The sequence below is a fragment of the Agrobacterium tumefaciens genome, assembly GCF_013337285.1.
GTDB classification, from domain to species: Bacteria; Pseudomonadota; Alphaproteobacteria; order Rhizobiales; family Rhizobiaceae; genus Agrobacterium; species Agrobacterium burrii.
Genome location: NZ_SUPW01000007.1, coordinates 1 through 23221 on the forward strand (window position 1 = coordinate 1; position 23221 = coordinate 23221).

Here is a 23221-nt window from a genome sequence, read left to right on the forward strand (position 1 = left end):
CGCCGCCCTCGTTCAGTGAGCGGACTTATAAGAGATCACCCGCAAACAAGTCAACAGCCCAAATCACAAAAAATAAGAAAATCAGGCAAACTATTGAATTTAAAATATAATTTTCATTTTCAGTCACTACCCGATGCAAAAGGCGCCGCCGCGCTGCCGGTTTTGCACAGGAGAACAGAGCCCGCGACATCAAGGCGAGCCCCGCGCCTTCTTTTGGCCCGGTTCCTCGCTAATTGCTTTGCCAACGAAGCGTTAATGCGGGCATGCGTGCGCGTGTCCTTATGTAGGCCGTTGCGACATATCTTTCGATGCGTCGATCAATTTGACTCATGGCTTTGAAAGTTGCACACCTTCGCCTGAAGTTTCTGGAGAGCGCATGACCGACGGGGCACAGCTGGTATGACTGCGGATCGTAATGTGATCCGGTCGCTAGGCACGGAACCGCCAATTCTGGCGGAAGGGCGCCGTGCACCCGATCGTCGCGAAATTTCGCTGCGATGGCTCTCCGGTACATTCCTGACCGGCATCACTTCTTCCATATTGATGGGTGTGGCTCTTTTTGCAGCCCTGGACGGTCGCCAGCAGCTCGCCATTCCCGCCGAGGCCTTCGCCAAGGCGGACATGGGTAACAATGCGACGGAAGCGGCGCGGCGCGGCACGCGCCTTATCGCCCCGAATATCGCGGCCCGGCCATCCGACCGGTCGATCATGGAAGTCTCGACCGTCATCAATGAAGGCGACAAGGAAGTGGTCCGCAAGGTTCCCTTCTCTCACGTCAAAATTCCCCTGGCGGCGAATTACGCCAAGCAGGATGACTATCCCGCCTTCGATCCCCTGAACATTTTCGCGAGCAACGACGACAAGGACGCCGCGGCGCCGGCGCCGAGCCGTACGGGAACGATCTACGGCTCCGAGGTTGAATCCGAAGTCAGCCTGAAGACCGTGGCCTTTCCCGTCCAGCACTCCAAATACGCCTTTGCCGGCTCCTTGAGTTTCGACGAGGTCGAGGAAGCGGTACGCTCGAACGGCTCGATCCTGACGGATGGCAACGAGCAGCTTGCTGCGCTTTATTACATCGACCCGCGCCGCTTCGATAATGATGAAGGCGATGTGGATATCACGGCCGGCCTCGCGGCCCGTGTCGTCGAGCAGAATATGTCGGTTTCAACCCCGCAATCCGCCTCAGTGCCGGTCAAGGAATATGCCGACGACGTGATCCCTGCCCGCCAGACCGAGACAATCGAGGCCGCTTTGTTCGGTGCGGGTTACTCCAAGGCACAATCATCGGAGATCGCCGGGCTGCTGTCACCGCAACTCCAGTCGAACAATGTTGAAAGCGGCGACGTGCTGCGTGTCGGCATTATTCAGGAAGACGAAAAAAGCGATATCGTGCGCGTCAGCCTTTATCGCAAGGGCCGCCATATGGTCACCATGGCCGTCGATGACCGGAAAAACTTCATCAAGGCCAGCGAACCGCCGAAACTCGACGCGGTCGCGACTGCCTTTGACAGCACGCCTGCACCAGCGGCCGGTCGCGACCTGCCGAGCGTCTATGACGGTGTCTACCGCGCCGCTCTCGCTTATGGCATGAACCAGAGCATGGTTTCGCAACTTATCAAGCTTCTGGCCAGCAGCGTCGATTTTCAGGCGCAGCTCAAACCGGCGGATACGCTGGAAGCCTTCTTCTCCGTGGAAGATGCCGACGGCAAGGCGACCGACAAGTCGGAACTGCTCTACGTCAATGCCAAGTTCGGCGACAACGAGACGCGTTTTTACCGGTTCCAGAACCCTGATGACAACAGCATCGATTATTTCGACGAAAACGGTAAAAGCATCCGGCAATTCCTGTTGCGCAACCCTGTTCCGAACGGCCGCATGACATCCGGTTTCGGCATGCGCCGTCACCCGGTTCTAAAATTCAGCCGCATGCACACCGGCACCGACTGGGCCGCCGCCCGCGGCACGCCGATCATCGCGACCGGCAACGGCACTGTCGAGAAAGCAGGCTGGGCCTCCGGTTACGGCAACCAGACCCTGCTTCGCCACGCCAATGGCTATGTTTCCTCCTATAATCACCAGAGTGCCATCGCCAAGGGCGTCACCGAGGGCTCCAAGGTCCGGCAGGGCCAGGTCATCGGTTATGTCGGATCTACCGGCCTTTCGACCGGCGCCCACCTGCATTACGAACTGATCGTCAACGGCACGAAAGTGGACGCGATGAAAGTGCGCCTGCCGGGCGGCAAGTCGCTTTCCGGCGATGCGCTCGCACGGTTCTCGGACGAGAGAAAGCGCATCGACAATCTTCTCAACATCGAAGACAAGCCAAATCAGGTGGCGAGCCGGTAACTCACCTGACGTCGTAGCCTGAAAAATCGGTCAAATAAAAAGGGCTCCGTTTCCGGAGCCCTTTTGCTTTATGCCGCATCTGCCGTTTCCGTTTCGGCCTCGCTCTTCGGAGGCTTGACCTTGAACAGCAGCCGATCGGTGCCAGACGTCACTTTGACCCGCGAACCATCGGGGATTTCGCCGCCGAGGATCATTTCGGCAAGCCTGTCCTCAACCGACTTCTGGATCACCCGCTTCAGCGGACGTGCGCCGTAAGCGGGATCATAGCCCTTGTTGGCGAGCCAGCTGCGGGCATCCTCATCCAGTTCGAGCGAGATCTTGCGATCGCCGAGAAGCGAGACAAGCCGCTTGAGCTGGATTTCCACGATCGCACCCATCTCGTCGCGCCGCAGGCGGTGGAAGAGGATGATATCGTCGATACGGTTGAGGAATTCCGGCCGGAAGTGCGACCGGACCCGCTCCATCACCAACTCGCGAACCGAATCCACATCGTCATTGTCGCCCATCTGCGTCATGAATTCCGAACCGAGGTTCGAGGTCATGATGATGATGGTGTTCTTGAAATCGACGGTGCGGCCCTGGCCATCCGTCAGGCGGCCATCATCCAGCACCTGCAACAGGACGTTGAAGACGTCCGGATGCGCTTTCTCGATCTCGTCAAACAGCACCACCTGATAGGGCCGGCGGCGAACGGCTTCGGTCAGGGCACCACCCTCTTCGTAACCGACATAACCCGGAGGTGCACCGATGAGCCGGGCAACGGAGTGTTTCTCCATATATTCCGACATATCGAGGCGAACCATCGCAGTTTCGTCGTCGAACAGGAAGCGGGCGAGCGACTTCGTCAGCTCGGTTTTGCCCACACCGGTCGGGCCGAGGAAGATGAACGAGCCGATCGGCCGGTTGGGATCCTGGAGACCGGCACGCGAGCGGCGAACCGCCTTGGACACAGCCTGTACGGCCTCACCCTGTCCGACAACGGACTTGGCAAGCTCGTCTTCCATGCGCAGCAGCTTTTCGCGCTGACCTTCCAGCATCTTGTCGACGGGAATGCCGGTCCAGCGAGAAACGATATGGGCGATATTATCAGGCGTCACCACTTCCTGAACCATCGAGCCGCCGCCGCTGCTGTCGCGCGCTTCCGCCGCAGCCAGTTCCTTTTCAAGGCCCGGAATGATGCCATAGGTCAATTCGCCGGCGCGCTGGAACTGGCCGTTGCGCTGGGCAATCGCCAGTTCGTTGCGGGCGTCGTCCAGCTGCTTCTTGAGGTCTGCGGCATGGCCAAGCTTCTGCTTTTCTGATTGCCAGCGGGCCGTCAGCGCATCTGCTTTTTCTTCCGTATCGGCCAGCTCATCTTCGAGCTTTTTCAGCCGGTCGGCGGAAGACTGGTCAGTCTCCTGCTTGAGGGCCTCGCGCTCGATCTTGAGCTGAATGATGCGGCGGTCCAGTTCGTCCAGTTCTTCCGGCTTGGAATCCACCTGCATGCGAAGACGCGAAGCGGCCTCGTCCATCAGGTCGATTGCCTTGTCGGGCAGGAACCGGTCGGTAATGTAACGGTTGGAAAGCGTCGCAGCCGCAACCAGCGCCGAATCCGAGATGCGGACCTTGTGGTGCTGTTCGTATTTTTCCTTCAGACCGCGCAGGATCGAGATCGTGTCTTCAACGGTCGGTTCATCCACCAGCACGGGCTGGAAACGGCGGGCAAGGGCCGGATCCTTTTCCACGTGTTTGCGATATTCATCGAGCGTGGTGGCGCCAACGCAATGAAGTTCGCCGCGGGCAAGTGCTGGCTTCAGCAGATTGGAGGCGTCCATCGCCCCATCGGCCTTGCCGGCACCGACCAGCGTGTGCATCTCATCGATGAACAGGATGATGCCGCCATTTTCGGCCTGCACCTCATTGAGTACGGCCTTCAGACGTTCTTCGAATTCACCGCGATATTTTGCACCGGCAATCAGCGCGCCCATATCGAGCGCCATCAGCTTCTTGTCCTTGAGGCTTTCCGGCACATCGCCATTGACGATGCGCAGCGCAAGCCCTTCGGCAATCGCCGTTTTACCGACGCCGGGTTCGCCGATTAGCACCGGGTTGTTCTTGGTGCGGCGTGACAGCACCTGAATGGTACGGCGGATTTCGTCGTCACGACCGATGACAGGGTCGAGCCTGCCCTCGCGGGCCTCTTCCGTCAGATCGCGCGCGAATTTCTTCAGCGCGTCAAAACCCTGTTCGGCATTGGAGCTATCGGCCGTACGGCCCTTGCGGATTTCATTGATGACCTGATTGAGGCCCTGCGCCGTCACGCCCGCCTTCTTCAGCGAAGCCGAAGTGGAAGCAGAGCTTTCAATCGCCAGAGCCTGCAAAAGGCGCTCGACAGTCACGAAGCTGTCGCCCGCCTTTTTTGCGAGATCTTCAGCAGTCGAGAAAACCTTGGCGAGCGGAGCGGTCAGCGAAAGACCACCATTGCCGCCGGAAACCTTGGGCAATTTCGCCAGTGCCGCGTCATTGGCAAGACGCGCTTCTTTCGCGTTGCCACCGGCACGCTCAATCAGCGATGCTGCCATGCCCTGCTCGTCATCGAGCAAAACCTTGAGAACATGTTCGGCAGAAAACTGCTGGTGATTTTCCGCAAGCGCAAAGGTCTGCGCCGATTGCAGAAAACCGCGAACACGTTCGGAGTATTTTTCAATATTCATAGTCGAACCTCCATTGACCGGCCCGCCCGCTTTCGGCACGGCTCCGGGTGTTAGGGTTGAGGCTCCCTCAAAAGGCAAGCCCCGCTACGACAGCCGTGTTTAAAGGATTTCACGATCGCCGCCTCTCGAAGGTCGGTTGCCGGCGAATGCGGCTTCCGTCCTTCCTGCACGAATATGGGAGGCATTTTCATCGGTTTAAAGGGGCGTAAAACCGCCGTTCGGGAAATTTTCGCCTGTTTTGACAGACATCAGCTTCGTGTCACGCATCCGCCCTCTTCGCCGACGGGTTCCTCCCCATATGAACGCCAAAAACAAAAAACTCCGGCAAGCCGGAGTTTTTCAATCGCGTGTTCGGCCGCGTGTTTGGCGCGGTCTGTTTGAAATCCCTGCTTATTCAGCAGCGTTTTCAAGGGGGGCCGGTGTTGCGTCTTCGCCGGCTGGCGCTTCTTCACCTTCGGCACCTTCCGCCGCTGCGGCACGGCGCGGGCGACGCGGGCGCGGGGTCGTGGCACGACGGGGCTTTGGCGCACGTTCGGTCGCGGGCGCTTCCGACTGCTGCTGCTCTTCCTCGACGGCCACTTCCATGGGCGTACCTTCGATGACGGGCTGCGGCGCCTGGCTGGCGTCGTAAACCGGCGGCTGCTGTTCGGACGAGACCTGCGGCTGGCGCGGCTGACGTTCCTGCCGCTCACGGCGGTCCGGACGTTCGCGACGTTCCTGGCGTGGCTCGCTCCGTTCAGGGCGCTCCTGGCGCTCCGGCTGCTGGACGCGCTCTACCTGTTCGGAATGCTGCTGCGGTGCAACGAAGCCGTCGTCGCCATCGTTTCCATCCATATCGTCGGCATCCGCGTCGGCGGCATTGTATTCACCGCGATCGTCGCGCTGGAACCGTTCCTGCATCTGGGCCTGAGCCGTGGCAATGATGCGGTTGTAATGCTCCGCGTGCTGCAGATAGTTTTCCGCGATCACACGGTCACCGGAACTCTGCGCGTCCCGGGCAAGGGCAGCGTATTTTTCCGCTATATGCTGGGCTGTACCGCGAATCTTAACATCGGGGCCGGAACTGTCATAAGTCCTGGTGAGCGGGTTACCGCCCTTGCGGTTAAAGTTGTTGTTACCGCCACCATTGTTATTGTTGTTATTATTGTTGCTTCCACGCCCCCGGCCGCGCTTGTTTTGCTGTCCTGGCCTCATCAATTGCTCACCTGAATTCTGTTTTGCTGACAATCTGGTTATTTTCATGCAATTCCGGACGGAAAACCGCTGGAAATTTTTCCTGAAATTGTTCCGTCACGCGTCCCGCCGAAGATAACCCCGGACAAAACCTCGCGTGTGACGACCGGTCGCGCAAATGCTGCACCGAGCCGCCTGCGAACAAAGTTTACTGATTCACATGCCGGAAACGCCCAGCCTTTCAGGGCTCTCAAAAGAACCCGCTTCGGGACTGACCCATACCCTGACGAATCTGCGTTCGTCCTCAGCCACCCTGCATGTGGCCGCAAACTATCCCGCTTCCCGCGGAAATCCAAGCCTTTTCTTTTGCTGTGCAAAATATCCTTGCAAAAAATCCGCCGCCATATCGCGAAGAACTATCTCCGGAAGATCAAAACTCTGTCGTTGCCGCCATAATCCTTCACGGCGTCTACAAGAGAGAAACCGTTGGAAGCAAATATGTCGGAAACATCAAGCCTTTGATCGAAACCGATCTCTACACCAACGATCCCGTTTTCCACAAGAAATCGGCCTGCGTCGGCAGCAATAAGGCGGTACGGTGCAAGGCCGTCCTGACCTCCGTCCAGCGCCGCCATCGGATCGTGATGACGAACCTCTCGGTCGAGCGTTGTAACGATATCGCTTCTTATATAAGGCGGATTCGACACAATTATGTCAAAGCGGCCGGAGATTTTCTCAAACCAGTCGCTATGCCTGATCTCGAAACGCGCTTCGAGCCCGTTTCGGGACGCGTTTCTGGCAGCTGTCTCCAGCGCATCAGCGGAAATATCACTGCCGACACCCGTCACCTCCGGGCATTCCTTCAAAAGCGCCAGACAGATCGCACCCGTGCCCGTGCCTAAATCCAGAATGCGGGCGCTACCCTTTTGGGAAACCGCCTCTTTTAACGCCGGCAAAAGCGTGTCGACGAGAACCTCCGTATCCGGGCGGGGTTCGAGCGTCTCCTTCGACAACAGAAGATCGAGGCCATGAAACTCCCGGTGACCGAGGATGCGATGGACCGGCTCTCCCCCCGCCCGCCTTTCGATCATGACGGCGATGCGGGCCTGCTCTTCCTGCGTAATGGGCCTGTCAGGCTTCATCACGAAATCGGTCAGTGAAAAGGCGATAACCTCTGCGATCAACAGGCGCGCATCGAGAAGCGGATCGGCAACACCGGCCGCCTGCAGCCGTTTGCGGGCGGCGGCAAGTTCTACCGAAACGGTTCCCTCAGCGCCGCTCAAAGCTGCTGTTCGCCAAGCAATGCCAGCTGGCCGGCCTGATAATCGGCGATCAACGCATCCACAAGCTCATCGATTTCACCTTCGATCATCCGGTCAAGCTTGTAGAGGGTAAGGTTGATGCGATGATCGGTGACGCGCCCCTGCGGAAAATTATAGGTGCGGATGCGCTCGGACCGGTCACCCGAACCAACCTGGCTCTTGCGGTCAGCCGAACGCTCGCTATCCACCTTCTGGCGCTCGATGTCGTAAAGGCGTGAGCGCAGAACCTGCATCGCCTTGGCGCGGTTCTGGTGCTGGGATTTCTCCGAACTCGTGACGATCAGGCCCGTGGGAAGATGGGTGATGCGAACGGCGGAGTCCGTGGTGTTGACGTGCTGGCCACCCGCACCCGAGGCACGCATCGTATCGATGCGTATATCCTCCGGGCGGATTTCGACGTCGATGTCCTCCGCTTCCGGTAGCACCGCAACGGTGGCGGCGGAGGTATGGATACGGCCGCTTGCTTCCGTTTCCGGCACCCGCTGAACGCGATGTACGCCGGATTCGAATTTCAGCTTGGAGAAGACCCCTCGCCCGGTAATCGTGGCGATAATTTCCTTGTAACCGCCCGCTTCACCTTCGCTGGCGGAAAGCACCTCGACTTTCCAGCCCTTGGTCGACGCGAAGCGCTCATACATACGGAACAGATCTCCGGCAAACAGCGCCGCCTCGGAGCCGCCGGTACCGGCACGGATTTCAAGGATCGCGCTTTTTTCATCCGCCGCATCCTTGGGAAGCAGCAGGACCTGCATATCCTTCTCAAGCTCACCGATGCGGGCCTCGACGTCAGGCAGTTCCATTTCCGCCAGATCGCGCATGTCCCTGTCGGTCGTCCTGTCGGCGAGCAGCGCCTCGAGATCGGCAGCCTCGGCAATCGCCTTTTCGTAGTCGCGAATTTTGTTCACGACCGGCTGAAGCTCAGAATATTCCGAAGCCAGCTTCACATAGACATCCGCCGCCGGGCCAGCCGACATCCGCGCTTCGATCTCTCCGAAACGCCTTTCCAGTTCGCGCATTTTTTCGACGGGAAGCTTCGCCACCAGTCACTCCGATAATGAAATAAGTCTTTTAAATGGGAATGGAATGCGCTGCAGCAAAGCGTAACAACACCTCGCGCCCGCTTTCCAGCGAATTATGATCGTCAAGCGCAGCATTCAGCTCGTCGGCAAGGCGCGCGGCGTCCAGCCCGAGCAGCATGGCCTTGACCGGACCGATTGCCGTCGGCGACATGGAGATCGACCGGAAACCGAGACCGATCAGCGCCATGGCAGTCAGCGGCTTGCCCGCCATCTCACCGCATAGCGTGACCGATGTGTGGTGCTTTTCGCCGGCGCGAACAATATCACGCAGAATGCGCAGGAACGGCTTGCCGAGATTGTCGAAACGATCCGAAACCCGGGCATTGCCACGATCGACCGCCATGGAAAACTGGAACAGGTCGTTTGACCCCACGGAAACGAAATCCACCTCCTGCATCAGCTCGTCGAGCTGCCACATCAAGGACGGCACTTCCAGCATCGCGCCGAATTGCAGCTTTTTCGGCAGCGCATGGCTGAATTTCGAAAGATGCTGCACTTCCTTCTGCAGAAGATCGCGTGCGGCCCGGATTTCGGATACCTCGGTCACCATCGGCAACATCATGCGCAGTTCCGCTCCGGACGCGGCGCGCAGCAGCGCGCGCATCTGTGTGCGCATCAGGCCCGGCCGGTCGAGCGACAGGCGGATCGCCCGCCAGCCCAGCGCCGGGTTTTCCTCTTCCTGGCCCCGCATATAGGAGACGACCTTGTCGCCGCCGATATCGAGCGTGCGGAAGGTGACGCTCTTGCCCTTGGCCTGCCGCAGAACCGAGCGGTAGAAAGCCTCCTGCTCCTCGCCCTTCGGCATGTTGGACGCGATCATGAATTGCAGCTCGGTGCGGAACAGGCCGATGCCATCGGCACCGGATTCCTCGAGCTGCGGCAGATCGACCAAGAGGCCCGCATTCATCTTGAGGTTGACCTTCTGGCCATCCTTGGTAATCGGCTCGACATTGCGCAGCGCGCGGAACTGCTCCTGCCGCTTGGCACGCAGGCGAACTTTTTCCTCATAGGCGCGCTGCAAATCCGACATCGGCCGCAGATGCACCTGGCCGTCATCACCATCGATGATGATCGGATCGTTATTTTCCGCCAGCGCGACGATACCGGCCGCCTGGCCGATGATCGGAATACCCATGGCGCGCGCCACGATGACGACGTGACTCGTCACCGCCCCGTCTTCGAGCACCAGACCGCGCAGTTTCTCACGCGGGTAATCCAGTAATTCGGCAGCACCCATGGCGCGTGCCAGAACGATGGCGTCCAGCGGAAAATCCAGCTCCGGGCTGCGACCGCCGAAACCGATCAGCTGGCGCAGCAGCCGGTTGGCGAGATCGTCGAAATCATGCATGCGCTCGCGCAGATAAGGATCGGTCAGGCGCATCATGCGCGCCTTGGTGTCGCTCTGCACCTTCTCGACCGCCGCTTCGGCCGTCAGGCCGTTGCGGATCGCCTCTTCCATGCGCCGCACCCACCCCTGATCGTGGGCGAACATGCGATAGGTTTCCAGAACCTCGCGGTGCTCACCTTCAGTCGGCACGTCGCGGCGCTGCAACATGTCATCGATCGACAGGCGCAGCGAACCGATGGCGTCGGCAAGACGCAGGATTTCCGTATCCGCGTCCTCGTTCAAGAGATTGGTGACGACAATGCGGGGATCGTGCAGCACGACGTGGCCAAGACCGATGCCTTCACCGTAACCGTCGCCATCGATGGAGACGGCACGCGTCAGGTCCAGCTCCACGCCGGGGCGGGTGATCTTTTTCAACTCGCCGCTCGCCACTATTTCAGCGATAAGCATCGCGGTTGTCTCAAGCGCTTCAACTTCATCCTCCCGGTATGTTCGGCTGACCTTGTTCTGAACCACAAGAACGCCAAGAGTGCGACCGGAACGCAAAATCGGCACGCCGAGGAAGGAATGATAAATTTCCTCACCGGTTTCAGGAAGATAGCGGAAAGCAGGATGCGCCTGTGCATCGGAAAGATTGAGCGGCTGAGCGGAAGCGGCGATGGTGCCGACAAGACCCTGCCCCATTTTCAACTGGGCAAGATGCACGGCATCCTTGTTAAGACCTTCGGTGGCATAAAGTTCCAGCACGCTGTCGGAACGCAGCACGTAGACCGAGCAAACCTCTGCCACCATGTTGCTGGCTATCTGACGGACGATCTGGTCCAGGCGGTCCTGCGGCTCAAGGTGCTCCGCCATCATTTCGCGCAGCCGCTTGAGCAGGACGCGCGGACCTGCAGAAAGGTCTCTCATCGCGTTTGCTCCCCGACGCTTCCGATCCGAATGTCATAATATTCGAGAATCAAAACGTCATTTAAAAAATTTATAGCGCGAGAAGCGCGTCCCGCAAGGGACACGCTTTCAAGAAACGCCACATCGGAAGAACGCAACCCCGAAGAATCGGAGCATCGGGAACCGATGTCTCGGGTTCAAGCCTTATCGAGACCGTAGGCGGAATGCAAAGTGCGAACGGCAAGTTCGGCGTAGGCGCCATCGATCAGGATCGAAATCTTGATCTCTGACGTGGTGATGGCCTTGATGTTGATGTTCTTCTCGGCAAGCGCCTTGAAGGCGCTCGCGGCAACGCCGGCGTGGCTGCGCATGCCGATACCGATGACCGAAACCTTGGCGAGACCCGTCTCGTTCTGGGCAACGTCGAAGCCGATCTGGGCCTTGTTCTCGTCGAGAACCTTGAGAGCCTTGGCAACGTCACCCGAAGGAACGGTGAAAGTCATGTCGGTGCGCGAGCCATCTTCGGAGATGTTCTGCACGATCATGTCAACATTGATATGCGCTTCTGCGAGCGGACCGAAGATCGCGGCGGAAACGCCCGGACGGTCGGCCACGCGGCGCAGCGAAATCTGTGCTTCATCCTTGGCATAGGCGATGCCGGTTACGACTTCCTGTTCCACGATTTCATCCTCGTCACAAATCAAAGTACCGGGCGGGTTGATGAGGTCGCCCATGCCCGGCGCATCGGGATCCTCGAAACTGGAGCGAACGAAGGTGCGCACCTTGTGTACCATGGCAAGCTCGACGGAGCGAACCTGCAGAACCTTCGCGCCGAGAGACGCCATTTCAAGCATTTCCTCGAAGGCGATCTTCTTCATGCGGCGAGCCTTGGGCTCGATGCGGGGATCGGTGGTGTAGACGCCATCGACATCGGTATAGATATCGCAACGATCCGCCTTCACGGCCGCAGCAATAGCCACAGCCGACGTGTCCGATCCGCCGCGACCGAGCGTCGCGATGCGGTTATCCGGACCGATGCCCTGGAAACCGGCAACGACGGCAACCTGACCTTCGCCCATGCGGTGAACGATATCCGAACCGTCAATCTCGAGGATGCGGGCGGCGCCATGCGCATTATCGGTGCGGATAGGGATCTGCCAGCCCTGCCATGAGCGCGCGTTGATGCCCATGGACTGCAGCGTAATCGCCAGCAGACCTGACGTCACCTGCTCGCCGGATGCGACGACCGCATCATATTCGCGCGCATCATAGAAGGAGGCGGCGTTGGTGCCGGCCACCTTCGCAGCATTCTGCACCCAGTCCACCAATTCGTTGGTTTTGCCGGACATGGCGGAAACGACCACGGCCACTTCATGGCCGGCATCCACTTCGCGTTTCACATGCCGTGCGACATTGTGAATGCGTTCGAGGTTCGCGACGGACGTGCCGCCGAATTTCATGACAATGCGAGCCATAGCCTTGACCAGTACATCCCTTTTTTCCGCCAGCCGGTTTTCACCCGGTGTGGACAAGAACAAACCCAGTCGGCCCTTCCTGACAAAGAGCCTCAAGTTGCGGGTCTCTTAGCGAAAAGGCGGGGGGCACGCAATGCCGTTTATGAACCATGCGGTACGCCTTTTGGCCGACCTTCGCGACGGACGGTGACGGGCTGGAACAGAAGGCGGGAGAAAGTACCCGTAAAAGAGCGTACCGCAGTGCACTGTACAAACGGGCCTATTCGCAGTATGAGCGCGGGCAATGCAACCGGCCAGATGGCCGAAATGGCCAGTATCGGCTGCCCCGGAGACTTTAGAACCTATTGGTTTCGGGCGGATGCGGGCAGCTTCATATCCGAAAGACGGTAGATGACAGACACCCAGGGTATCGCCCCGGCGATCGCGCAGGCGTTGGAAAAACGCGGTTACAAAGACTTGACCCCCGTACAGGAGGCGATGCTTTCGCCTGAACTCGCCGACAAGGATGCGCTGGTTTCCGCGCAGACCGGCTCCGGCAAGACGGTTGCCTTCGGCATTGCGCTTGCAACCACGCTGCTGCGTGACACAAATCGTTTCGGTCAGGCCTCCGCACCCCTGGCGCTTGCCATTGCGCCAACCCGCGAACTGGCCATGCAGGTCAAGCGCGAGCTGGAATGGCTTTATGAATTCACCGGCGTCTCGATTGCATCCTGCGTCGGCGGCATGGATATCCGCAGCGAGCGCCGGGCGCTGGAACGCGGCGCTCATATCGTTGTCGGCACACCTGGCCGTCTCTGCGATCATATCAAGCGCAACGCGCTCGATCTGTCCTCGCTGCGCGCCGTGGTGCTGGACGAAGCCGACGAGATGCTCGATCTCGGTTTCCGTGAAGATCTGGAATTCATTCTGGAAGAATCGCCCGCCGATCGCCGCACGCTGATGTTCTCGGCCACCGTTCCGCGCAGCATCGCCAAGCTTGCCGAAAGCTACCAGAAGAACGCCGTGCGCATCGCCACCGCTTCCGAGCAGAAGCAGCATGTGGATATTGAATATCGCGCCCTGCTGGTGTCGCCTTCCGATCGTGAGAACGCCATCATCAACGCGCTGCGCTTTTACGAAGCCCGCAACGCCATCGTGTTCTGCTCCACCCGCGCCGCCGTCAACCACCTGACGGCCCGCCTGAACAATCGCGGCTTCTCCGTCGTGGCTCTCTCCGGCGAACTGACACAGAACGAGCGCACCCACGCCCTGCAGGCCATGCGTGACGGCCGCGCCCGCGTTTGCGTGGCGACCGACGTTGCCGCCCGCGGCATCGACCTGCCGGGTCTGGAACTCGTCATCCATGCCGACCTGCCGACCAATTCGGAAACGCTTCTGCACCGTTCGGGCCGCACCGGCCGCGCCGGTCAGAAGGGCGTCAGCGCCATCATTGTGCCGGTAAGCCAGCGCCGCAAGGCCGAACGCCTTCTCGAAGGCGCCAAGGTCAGCCCGGCATGGGTTCGTCCGCCCTCCGTCGAAGAGATCGTCGAGCGCGACGGCGCAAGGCTTCTGGCCGATCCGACACTCAGCGAAGCGGTGGCTGAGGACGAACGCGATTTCGTCAACCAGCTGCTCGAACAGCATGGCGCGGAAAAAGTCGCCGCCGCCTTCGTGCGCCTTTATCATGCGGGACGCTCGGCCCCCGAAGACATCTTCGAAGTCGCGCTCGACAACACCCGCAAGCCGCGCCGCGACAGTTTCGAAACGGTCGAAAACAACGCGCCGCGCCGCGAACGGTCCGACTTCTCCGACAGCGCGTGGTTCTCGCTGTCCGTCGGCCGCAAGCAGAGCGCCGAGCCGCGCTGGCTTATCCCGATGCTGTGCCGTTTCGGCAAGATCACCCGCCAGGATATCGGCGCGATCCGCATGCAGCAGACGGAAACCTTCGTGGAACTGGCGGCCGACGCCGTCGACCGTTTCACCTCCGCCATCGGCAAGGACATGATGCTCGAAAAGGGCATTCGCCTGAAGCAGATGGAAGGCAAGCCGGAAATGACCGGCAACGCCCGTGAAGACACAAGGCCCGCCACAGCGCAGCGCAAATTCACGAAATCCGACAATGCGAGCGCGCCGCGCGACGACCGCAAGGGTGATGACAAGCCCTGGAAGAAGAAAAAGGCATTCGGCGACAAGCCTAAATACGAAGGCAAGAAGGACAAGCCGTTCGAAAAGCGTGGGCCGAAGCCGACGAAGGGCTAAGCCTACTTTATTGGTAATCCTCGGTTCAAGGCCGAGGATTACGTCCGGTCAGAGACAATGCACCACAAAAAAGCCCCGCGTCTGCGGGGCTTTTCTTTTGTCTACAGAACGCCGTCACTCAGAACTCAAGCGCGCGATCGCCGTTTTCATCCTTGATGCGGTTCGGCAGACCAATCTTGTTCAGGATGTTCAGGAACGGCTTCGGCGGCAGTTCTTCCACATTGGCCATCTGCTTCACATCCCATTCGCCGGTGGCGATGAGCATGGCAGCGGCGACCGGGGGAACGCCGGCGGTGTAGGAAATGCCCTGCGAGCCAACTTCTTCGTAAGCTTCCTTGTGGTCGGCCACGTTGTAGATGAAGACTTCGCGTTCCTTGCCATCCTTGATGCCCTTGACGATATCGCCAATGCAGGTCTTGCCGACATAGTCAGGCGCCAGCGAGGACGGATCGGGCAGGACGGCCTTGACCAGCTTGAGCGGCACGACTTCCAGACCTTCTGCCGTCTTGACCGGCTTTTCGGACAGGAGACCGAGGTTCTTCAGCACGGTGAAGACGTTGATATAGTGATCGCCGAAGCCCATCCAGAAGCGCACATCGGCACCGTCCATATTTTTGGAAAGCGAATGCACTTCGTCATGGCCGGTCATGTAGGCCTTCTGCTTGCCGACGACAGGCAGATCGAATTCCTGGCCGACTTCGAACATCTGGTTCGTCTGCCACTCACCCTTCTGCCAGGAATAGACAACGCCGGTGAATTCGCGGAAGTTGATTTCCGGATCGAAATTGGTCGAGAACCAGCGGCCATGGCTGCCGGCATTGATGTCGACGATATCGACCGAGGTGACCTTGTCGAAATATTCATCCTTGGCAAGGCGGGCATAGGCATTGACCACGCCGGGGTCGAAACCGACGCCGAGAATGGCGGTGACGCCCTTTTCCTTGCACTCAGCGGCGCGCTTCCACTCGTAGTTTCCATACCACGGCGGCGCCTCGCAAATCTTGGTCGGATCCTCATGGATCGCCGTGTCCATATAGGCAACACCTGCGTCCATGCAGGCACGAAGAACGGACATATTAACGAAAGACGAACCGACATTGATGACGATTTCCACGCCGGTCTGTTTAATCAAGGCTTTCGTCGCCTCGATATCCATAGCGTCAAGCGCATGGGCCTCAAGTTTCACATCTGTCTTGAGGCTGTTCTTTTCGCGTACGGACTCGACAATCTTGCGGCACTTTTCCAAAGTCCGTGACGCAATATGAATGTCTCCCAATACATCGCTGTTCTGGGCGCATTTATGCGCCACGACCTGTGCTACGCCACCGGCGCCGATGATCAGAACGTTCTTCTTCATTTCAGGTGATGCCTCCTTTTCCCCGCAGGGATAAGCTTCGTTTGATGTTGAAACAGGGTTTTAAGACAGGCTTTGCTCGAAATCGGCAAAGTCGAATTCACGAACGGCGCGCACGGTGCCGTCCAGTTCCTTGATGGCGATCGCCGGCATCTTCACGCCGTTGAACCAGTTCTTCTTGACCATGGTGTAACCGGCCGCGTCCTGGAAGGAGATGCGGTCACCGACCCTCAGCTCCTTGTCAAAGCGGAAATCGCCGAAAATATCACCGGCCAGGCAGGACTTGCCGCAGACCATATAGGGATGTTCGCCCTCGTTCGGCGAAACCTTCGCGGTTTCGCGATAGATCAGCAGATCGAGCATGTGGGCTTCGATGGAGCTGTCGACGATGGCGAGATTCTTGCCATTGAACAGCGTGTCGAGAACCGTCACCTCAAGTGTGGTGCTTTTGGTAATCGAAGCTTCGCCGGGTTCCAGATAGACCTGCACGCCATATTTTTCCGAGAACGCCCGCAGGCGGTCGCAGAACTGATCAAGCGGGTAATTGTCGCCGGTGAAATGAATGCCGCCGCCGAGGCTGACCCATTCGGCACGTGACAGCAGCGATCCGAACTTCTCCTCGATCTGCGCCAACATACGATCGAAGAGTTCGAAATCGCCGTTTTCGCAATTGTTGTGGATCATGAAACCGGAAATGCGGTCCATGACCTTGTCGACCTTGGCGACGTCCCATTCACCAAGACGGCTGAAAGGACGCGCGGGATCGGCAAGATCGAAACTGGAGGAGCTGACCTGCGGATTGAGACGCAGGCCACGCGTGATGCCGGCGGCCTTGTCGGCGAAACGCTCCAGCTGACCGATCGAATTGAAGATGATCTTGTCGGCGTTTGATATCACCTCGTCGATTTCGTAGTCGGCATAGGCAACGGAATAGGCGTGGGTTTCGCCACCGAATTTTTCGCGGCCAAGGCGCACCTCATAAAGCGAGGACGAGGTGGTGCCGTCCATATATTGCGACATGAAATCGAACACCGACCATGTGGCGAAGCATTTCAGCGCCAGAAGCGCCTTGGCCCCGGATTTTTCCCGCACATAAGCAATCTTCTCCATGTTTTGGAGAAGTTTTGTCTTGTCGATGAGGTAATAAGGCGTCTGAAGCATGGCGTTTCACATATTGATTGAAGTCAAGGTACGTCTCGATGATGGGCCTTATATGATGCTTGTGACAGGAAAACAAATGTCCGGCACTTAATTCCCGGAAAATCGCCCCCGGCCCGGAAAGTGCTGAAAGAAACACGTCACGTTACGGAACCAAGGCCGCACCGGCGCGTTTGAATGGCGGACAGGCGGGTGTTTCTTCCGCCGAAATGAAGGTTCGTGCGTGGCAGCAGTCGGTAAACATGCCGCCATCCCGTCAACGATGTTCAGGAAGGACTCCACCTATGGCAAGCGTGCGTAGCAGCGTTAATGACAAGATCCAGCAATCCCTCGAAAACGGTGATGCCGCCGACGTGGCAGCGCAGCTCGCCCAGCTTCGCGAAGATCTGGCAAATCTTGCCAAGAGTGTGAAAGCGCTCGGCGTCGGTGCCTCGCATGAGCTGAAGGCGCAGGCCGCCCGCGTGGCTGATGACGCGCTCACCGCCTCTGGCGAAATGGCCGACAGTGTGCGTAGCGAAATTTCGTCGCTGAACGATAATCTGACCGATCAGGTCCAGAGAAACCCGCTCCAGTCCCTCGGCATCGCCGTTGGCGTCGGCTTCGTGCTCGCTCTCCTCACACGTCGATAAGGCCGCATCATGCTTGAGGCATTGCTGGTCTATCTGGGAGACACCCAGCGCGAAGGACGCGTGGTGACGCGGCGTCTGCGTGCCACCATAATCCTGTGGGTGCTGACCGGTGTCTTTTTCCTGATTGCCTTCGTCGCCGCCGTGGTTGCAGGGTCGATCTATCTTGCCCGGCATGTCGGCGCGGGTCCCGCCGCGCTCGTCGTCGCGGGCACCGCGTTTCTGCTCGGCGTCATCATGCTGGTAGCGCTGGCAATCGTAAAAAGGCCCAGAGCCTATGCCGCACGGCCGGTAGCACCTTTGACGGCTGCTCCGCTGACGGCAGCCCCCCTCGCCTTGCAGTCACTGTTGACGCTGGCGATCCAGGCGCGGCCCTATGCGACGCTCGCTGTTGCCATGGCCGCCGGTTTCTTGGCGACAAGGGCCAATACGAGGAAAAAGAAATAAACACGCCTTCGGGCGTGTTTTATGCACTTCCGCAGACCCTCATAAAAGCTGTGCATCCAGATGATGGATGCGCAGTTTTTTTTATGTTACGCGCAATGGATAGACTGGCAAATGGCGTCCCGCGCCACGCCGCCCTTATTTGAACAAAGTGACATACAGTCTCGGCGCGTCCGTATTTATTGAAAGGCGTTTGATGAAGAAGAAAGTCCTTGTCGTTGGCGGTGCCGGTTATATCGGTTCGCACACCTGCCTTCTCCTCTCTGAGCGAGGATATGAACCGGTTGTTTTCGACAATCTGTCCAATGGACATGAGGAATTCGTCCGCTGGGGGCCCTTCGAACAGGGTGATATTCGCGACCGGGCGCGGCTGGACGAAGTCTTCGCCAAACACCAGCCGGAAGCCGTTCTGCATTTTGCGGCGCTGATCGAAGTCGGCGAATCGGTGAAGCAGCCCGTCGCCTTTTACGATAATAACGTCATCGGCTCGCTCAACCTTCTGTCCGCCGCGATTGATGCCGGCGTCACCGCCTTCGTCTTTTCCTCCACCTGCGCCACTTACGGATTGCCGGAGCAGGTGCCGATCGACGAGACGCACCGGCAGGCGCCGATCAACCCCTATGGCCGCACCAAATGGGTGGTGGAGCAGGCGCTGAAGGATTACAGCACCTATAAGGGCCTGCGCTCGGTCATGCTGCGCTACTTCAATGCCGCGGGCGCGGATTTCGAGGGCCGTATCGGCGAGTGGCACAAGCCGGAAACCCACGCCATCCCGCTCGCCATCGAGGCCGCACTCGGACGACGTCAGGGCTTCAAGGTGTTCGGCACGGATTACGACACCCGGGACGGCACCTGCGTGCGCGATTACATTCACATCCTCGATCTCGCTGACGCACATGTGCGGGCGGTGGATTATCTGCTGGCCGGCGGCGAAACCGTCGAACTCAACCTCGGCACCGGCACCGGCACCACGGTAAAGGAACTGCTGGCGGCAATTTCCGAGGTGTCGGGCCGCCCCTTCCCGGTCGAATATACCGGCCGGCGCGACGGCGACTCCACCACACTCGTGGCCAATAACGACAAGGCTAAAGAGGTTCTGGGCTGGGAACCGCGTTATTCCCTGTCGGATATCATCAAATCCGCCTGGGCATGGCATTCATCCCGCAACGCCGGCGATTAAGCGGCCCGTGGGCCAAAACAAAAAAGACACCGGCCACTGGCCGGTGTCTCTCGCGGGACGGCTGAAGCCAACTCCCGCTCCTGCCTCCCAGGTATGGAATTAAGGCTTGGTGGCGGATGTGGTCGTGCTGTCAGGTGCCGCCGGGGTTGCCGCGTTCTTCTCGCTGGTCTTCTGTTCCAGCGTCTTGAACTCAGGTGCACTCTTTAGGGTTTCCGCCGTTTCGGTCGTCGTCAGGCGGATGGTGCCATCCTGCGCATTGCGCGTCATCGTCACCTTGTCCATGGGCACGGCTACATCCTTGGCGCCGATGCCGAGGAAACCGCCAACGCCGATCACGGCTGCGACCAGACCGCCATCTTCTTCCATGATGAGGTTGGTGACGTTACCGATGCTTTCATCGGCTGCGGTGTAGACCGACTTACCAATATAGTCATTGGCGCTGATCTGCGTTTCACCCTGCTCGGTGATGTAAGCGCCACCCGTCGTTGTGGCCGCGCTGTCATTAGCAGCAGGAGCCGCAGGCGTCATCGGAGTGGCAGGCGGCGTTGCCGGCTCTGTCTGCGCACCCGGATTTGCCGGAGCAGGCTGGGTGGTGCCCTGAGCGATGGCAAGCGGCGCGAAAGCCGTCGTGCCCATCAGGGCTGCGGTGACGAGTATCGTAAGTTTCTGTGCCATTTCGTACCTTCCTTTCATCGTTCTCAACTGGCCGAGCGGGAATGAATTTCGCTTCCGCTCGCTGGCCGGTTCGTCTTGCAAACGGGCTGGTCGTTGAAATAGTTCCGATTTTTTCGGTCAAACCGGTTCATTTGCCGCATGTCGCGACAACCGAAGGTAAAAATCAGGCATTGCTAACGGGGGACAGCGCGGTATTATCCTTGCCGTAACAATGCCATAACTGCCGGAGTTTTTTATATGCCTCAACCCGGCAACAGACTGAAAGACATGATCTCGGCTTTACGGCGGCGCAGCGCGAATTTCTTTCCGACCGCCTCCATCGGCACTTATCTGGTGGTGATGGCAACCGTCATCACCCTGCCGCTGATCCTTTTTGTCGGCTATCTGATGCTGCGCCTCGAAGCCGAAAAACGCGACGACCTGCAAAGGGAGACCATCGAGGATGTCCGGGTCGTCAGCCGCAACATCGACCGTCGCCTGCAGGAAATCGCCACCTCGCTCAATCTGCTGTCGCAGTTTCCCGAGCTTGAGAGTGGCAATCTTGCAGCTTTTCAGGGACGCGTCGCCGAAAGCCTGAAAAGGGAGGGCCTCTACGCCCTGCTCGCCGCCAAGGATGGCCAGCAGCGTCTCAACACCCGGGTGCCCTATGGCCAGCCTCTCGGCAAGGTGCCGGCGGAGGCCAATCTGGCGAAGGCGATAGAATCCCGCCGTATCACCGTCTCTGATCTGTTTTTCGGCTCCACCAGCAATGAGTGGGTGTTCAACGTCACCATGCCGCTCGACCCGGAACTGAGCCTGGCCGGAGATGCCCTGATCCTGACGCAGAATGCCAGCGATCTGAGCCGGCTTATTCCCACGGAAAACCTGCCGCGCAACTGGGCGGTCGCCATCATCGACGGCACCAACCGGGTTGTCGTTTCCAGCGCGCAGGATGAGGCGGCAGTCGGAAAACCCTTTGTCACCCCCGAAATATTGTCGGAAATGCAGGCCTTCAGTGGCAATTTCTTCGACGGCAAGGGCAATCTCTATGCCTATGCGCAATTGCCGGGCTGGCAGTGGAAAACCGTGATGTGGGGACCGCTTGCCGCAAGCCAGGCAGCACTGATCGACACATGGCGACAGATGATGATCGGCAGCCTCGTGCTGGTACTGATCGCCATCGGCGGCGCCTATCTGGTCGGCCGGCAATTGCGCAGCTCCATTCGCGATCTGACCCATATGGCGGAGCGCATCGGCGAAGGCGAGATCGTTGCGCCTGTCGATACCAAGATAAAGGAAGCCAATCAGGTCGCCATCGCGCTCTCCAACGCTTCCTTTGACAGAAGCCAGTCGGAAGAGCGGCTGCAATTGCTGCTGCATGAACTGGTTCACCGCTCCAAGAATATTCTGACGCTGGTTCAGGCGATGATACGGCAATTGGGGCGGGAAAATAAAAGCATCCCGGAATTCCAGAAAGAAGTCGACCATCGCCTGCGCGGTCTCGGCATGTCGATCCGGGCACTGGCGGAGGTTCAGTGGCAGGGGTTGCCGATCCACAAGCTGATCGAGACCCACCTCGAAGTTTTCGGCACCGTTTCGGAACGTGTCGTGCTGGCGGGAGACGATTTCATGCTTTCTCCGGAAGCGGCGCAGAATTTCGGGCTTGTGGTGCACGAGCTGACCACCAATTCCATTAAATATGGCGCGCTTTCGGCGCCGCTCGGGAAAATCACCGTGAGTTGGAAGCCGCTCGAAAAAGACGGTCGGCAGATGCTCCATCTTCTCTGGACCGAGACGGGCGGACCACCGGCTAGAGAGCCGAGCCGCAAAGGTTTCGGCACCACGGTCATCAAAAGACATGCGGAAGGCGCATTCGGCGGACATGTGACGACGGAATACCGCGAAACCGGCTTCGAATGGTCTCTGGAAGCGCCTATCCGCTATTTTACGCCGAAGCGACCGGACCCGGCGCACTGAAGCGCAACGGCGGTGAGAATGGCAGAAAATCTGCCCATTGCTAAAAAAATGCATTTTCCGGGAACCGAATGCGGTTGCATGCATTATTACTGCAGGCCAAGCAATTCCCCCGTCCCCGCCTGAAGCTTGGCTGACTATAAACGGGTTTCGCCCCTGAAAACCCGTCATAAAAATAGCACGGCTCTCCTATGGGCCGTGCTTTTTTATTGCGCCTTCGCAGATTGAAACAGGCTTTCGGCCTGACCTGAGGTCCGACAACTTTCTCAGGAATCCGTGCTATCGCCTGAAGGGAATTTCAACCGGTAAACGATGCGCTCCGGCGTCAGCTGGTATTCGGCACTTCCTCCAAGAGCGGAAGGAACCACCTTTTCCAGCACGACGCTGCCAAAACTGCCGCGCCTTGCCTCTGCAGGCTCCTTCGACGGCATCATCGGCTCGTTCCATTCGACGATATAAAAATCACCGTCCTGGCGACATTGCAGGGATATAGGCGGGTGATAGGCAAGATTGCCGCTGTGGCTCACCGTGTTGACGACCAGCTCATGGAAGGCCAGCCCGATATAAAGCGCACCATTCGGATTAAGCAGCAGGTTTTCCCCTTCCATGTGGATGAGGTTCGGATATTCCGGCACATAGAGATCGAATTGCTGGCGGAGAAGCTCGAATATGCGCGCGCCCCGCCAGTCCGAATCCGTGATGAGATCCTGGCTCTGGGCAAGCGCGTGCAGCCGCCCACGGAACTTGCGCAGAAAGTCATCTTTGGTGAGGCTGAAACGGGCTGTCTGGCCCGCAAGGCTCTGGATGATCGCCAGCAGGTTTTTGGAGCGATGGCTAACTTCTCGCAGCAGCGAGCGCAGAAGCTGCTCGCGCCGCCGTTCCGCCGTTACCTCCCGAATGGTGGTTTTCATCACCATCTGTTTGGCCTGGTTGACGGTGGAATGGACCTGAAACTGGAAAACGCGGTCCTTGCCCGCACTGACTTCCAGCATGCCCCGGCTACCAGCCGTGTTCATGTCCTTTTTGAGGTTCTCGAGCCGCACCGAGAGATCATTGCCGAACAGATTTTCATCGGTTGGATGGGAATCGGCCGGCAATTTCCAGACATCCGGCAGATTAGCCACGAATATGTAATCGCGCTTCCAGTCCTGCAGCATGACTGTCTCACCCGAATCGAGCAAGGCGAGAACGAGCGAATCATGAAGCTCACTCTCGTCCCTCTCCGCGTTATGCCATGCCAGCCGATGCAAATTCGTCTCCTTGCAGAAA

16 protein-coding genes are annotated in these 23221 nt (G+C 58.8%); 6 read left to right on the forward strand and 10 right to left on the reverse strand.

Annotated elements, in window-relative coordinates; all coding sequences use genetic code 11:
- Positions 1-399: 399 nt before the first annotated feature.
- Entirely contained in the window at positions 400-2346 is a 1947-nt protein-coding gene (locus FCH38_RS17820) for a M23 family metallopeptidase (protein WP_174374605.1), read from the forward strand.
- A gap of 68 nt (positions 2347-2414) precedes the next feature.
- Here FCH38_RS17820 and clpB read toward each other — a convergent pair whose 3' ends face one another.
- The 6 genes from clpB to FCH38_RS17850 form a co-directional block, all read right to left on the reverse strand.
- Complete coding sequence (gene clpB / locus FCH38_RS17825) at positions 2415-5039, reverse strand: ATP-dependent chaperone ClpB (RefSeq protein WP_174374606.1); 2625 nt, start codon at positions 5037-5039, stop codon at positions 2415-2417.
- Between the two features lie 390 nt (positions 5040-5429).
- Complete coding sequence (locus FCH38_RS17830) at positions 5430-6233, reverse strand: DUF4167 domain-containing protein (RefSeq protein ID WP_174374607.1); 804 nt, start codon at positions 6231-6233, stop codon at positions 5430-5432.
- A 395-nt stretch (positions 6234-6628) separates the two neighbouring features.
- Positions 6629-7495 (reverse strand): peptide chain release factor N(5)-glutamine methyltransferase, encoded by an 867-nt coding sequence (gene prmC, locus FCH38_RS17835; protein WP_174374608.1) that lies wholly within the window; start codon positions 7493-7495, stop codon positions 6629-6631.
- Positions 7492-8574, reverse strand: a complete 1083-nt coding sequence (gene prfA / locus FCH38_RS17840; protein ID WP_149901141.1) for a peptide chain release factor 1 — start codon at positions 8572-8574, stop codon at positions 7492-7494. Before prfA ends, prmC begins: the two co-directional genes overlap by 4 nt.
- Positions 8575-8602: 28 nt before the next feature.
- The gene (gene ptsP, locus FCH38_RS17845) at positions 8603-10870 is read right to left on the reverse strand and encodes a phosphoenolpyruvate--protein phosphotransferase (RefSeq protein ID WP_149901142.1); all 2268 of its coding nucleotides are present in this window, start codon (positions 10868-10870) and stop codon (positions 8603-8605) included.
- Positions 10871-11046: 176 nt separating this feature from the next.
- Entirely contained in the window at positions 11047-12324 is a 1278-nt protein-coding gene (locus FCH38_RS17850) for an aspartate kinase (protein ID WP_035243307.1), read from the reverse strand.
- 390 nt (positions 12325-12714) lie between these two features.
- Here FCH38_RS17850 and FCH38_RS17855 point away from each other — a divergent pair, with 390 nt between their 5' ends.
- Entirely contained in the window at positions 12715-14562 is a 1848-nt protein-coding gene (locus tag FCH38_RS17855) for a DEAD/DEAH box helicase (protein WP_149901143.1), read from the forward strand.
- 118 nt (positions 14563-14680) lie between these two features.
- On the opposite strand, the gene FCH38_RS17860 is transcribed toward FCH38_RS17855, so the two are convergent.
- Together FCH38_RS17860 and nspC are read right to left on the reverse strand one after the other, a co-directional pair.
- Positions 14681-15919: a saccharopine dehydrogenase family protein gene (locus FCH38_RS17860; RefSeq protein ID WP_149901144.1), complete on the reverse strand. Its 1239-nt coding sequence runs from the start codon at positions 15917-15919 to the stop codon at positions 14681-14683.
- A 60-nt stretch (positions 15920-15979) separates the two neighbouring features.
- Positions 15980-17077 (reverse strand): carboxynorspermidine decarboxylase, encoded by a 1098-nt coding sequence (nspC, locus tag FCH38_RS17865; RefSeq protein WP_149901145.1) that lies wholly within the window; start codon positions 17075-17077, stop codon positions 15980-15982.
- A gap of 281 nt (positions 17078-17358) precedes the next feature.
- Here nspC and FCH38_RS17870 point away from each other — a divergent pair, with 281 nt between their 5' ends.
- The 3 genes from FCH38_RS17870 to galE all read left to right on the forward strand — a co-directional run bounded on the left by FCH38_RS17870 (position 17359) and on the right by galE (position 19324).
- Positions 17359-17703 carry a DUF883 family protein gene (locus tag FCH38_RS17870; RefSeq protein ID WP_142842396.1) on the forward strand — a complete coding sequence of 115 codons (345 nt, stop codon included), beginning with the start codon at positions 17359-17361 and terminating at the stop codon, positions 17701-17703.
- A 9-nt stretch (positions 17704-17712) separates the two neighbouring features.
- Complete coding sequence (locus tag FCH38_RS17875) at positions 17713-18147, forward strand: hypothetical protein (RefSeq protein WP_003498528.1); 435 nt, start codon at positions 17713-17715, stop codon at positions 18145-18147.
- A gap of 193 nt (positions 18148-18340) precedes the next feature.
- A complete protein-coding gene (gene galE, locus FCH38_RS17880; RefSeq protein WP_045015763.1) occupies positions 18341-19324 on the forward strand; it encodes a UDP-glucose 4-epimerase GalE in 984 nt (327 codons plus the stop codon).
- A gap of 99 nt (positions 19325-19423) precedes the next feature.
- Here the strand turns inward: galE and FCH38_RS17885 are convergent, their stop codons facing one another.
- Positions 19424-19999 (reverse strand): PRC-barrel domain-containing protein, encoded by a 576-nt coding sequence (locus FCH38_RS17885; RefSeq protein WP_149901147.1) that lies wholly within the window; start codon positions 19997-19999, stop codon positions 19424-19426.
- A gap of 237 nt (positions 20000-20236) precedes the next feature.
- Between FCH38_RS17885 and FCH38_RS17890 the strand changes: the two genes are divergently transcribed.
- Positions 20237-21955 carry a sensor histidine kinase gene (locus FCH38_RS17890; RefSeq protein ID WP_153515782.1) on the forward strand — a complete coding sequence of 573 codons (1719 nt, stop codon included), beginning with the start codon at positions 20237-20239 and terminating at the stop codon, positions 21953-21955.
- A 263-nt stretch (positions 21956-22218) separates the two neighbouring features.
- Here FCH38_RS17890 and FCH38_RS17895 read toward each other — a convergent pair whose 3' ends face one another.
- Positions 22219-23202: a sensor histidine kinase gene (locus FCH38_RS17895; RefSeq protein ID WP_153515781.1), complete on the reverse strand. Its 984-nt coding sequence runs from the start codon at positions 23200-23202 to the stop codon at positions 22219-22221.
- Positions 23203-23221: the final 19 nt, after the last annotated feature.

Bases quoted from the DNA above. Each gene is read 5' to 3' on its own strand.
- FCH38_RS17875 (WP_003498528.1), top strand. From the start codon at position 17,713: ATGCTTGAGGCATTGCTGGTCTATCTGGGAGACACCCAGCGCGAAGGA.
- FCH38_RS17860 (WP_149901144.1), bottom strand. From the start codon at position 15,919: ATGAAGAAGAACGTTCTGATCATCGGCGCCGGTGGCGTAGCACAGGTC.
- nspC (WP_149901145.1), bottom strand. From the start codon at position 17,077: ATGCTTCAGACGCCTTATTACCTCATCGACAAGACAAAACTTCTCCAA.
- FCH38_RS17885 (WP_149901147.1), bottom strand. From the start codon at position 19,999: ATGGCACAGAAACTTACGATACTCGTCACCGCAGCCCTGATGGGCACG.
- ptsP (WP_149901142.1), bottom strand. From the start codon at position 10,870: ATGAGAGACCTTTCTGCAGGTCCGCGCGTCCTGCTCAAGCGGCTGCGC.
- FCH38_RS17850 (WP_035243307.1), bottom strand. From the start codon at position 12,324: ATGGCTCGCATTGTCATGAAATTCGGCGGCACGTCCGTCGCGAACCTC.
- FCH38_RS17820 (WP_174374605.1), top strand. From the start codon at position 400: ATGACTGCGGATCGTAATGTGATCCGGTCGCTAGGCACGGAACCGCCA.
- FCH38_RS17830 (WP_174374607.1), bottom strand. From the start codon at position 6,233: ATGAGGCCAGGACAGCAAAACAAGCGCGGCCGGGGGCGTGGAAGCAAC.
- FCH38_RS17890 (WP_153515782.1), top strand. From the start codon at position 20,237: ATGCCTCAACCCGGCAACAGACTGAAAGACATGATCTCGGCTTTACGG.
- galE (WP_045015763.1), top strand. From the start codon at position 18,341: ATGAAGAAGAAAGTCCTTGTCGTTGGCGGTGCCGGTTATATCGGTTCG.
- FCH38_RS17855 (WP_149901143.1), top strand. From the start codon at position 12,715: ATGACAGACACCCAGGGTATCGCCCCGGCGATCGCGCAGGCGTTGGAA.
- FCH38_RS17870 (WP_142842396.1), top strand. From the start codon at position 17,359: ATGGCAAGCGTGCGTAGCAGCGTTAATGACAAGATCCAGCAATCCCTC.
- clpB (WP_174374606.1), bottom strand. From the start codon at position 5,039: ATGAATATTGAAAAATACTCCGAACGTGTTCGCGGTTTTCTGCAATCG.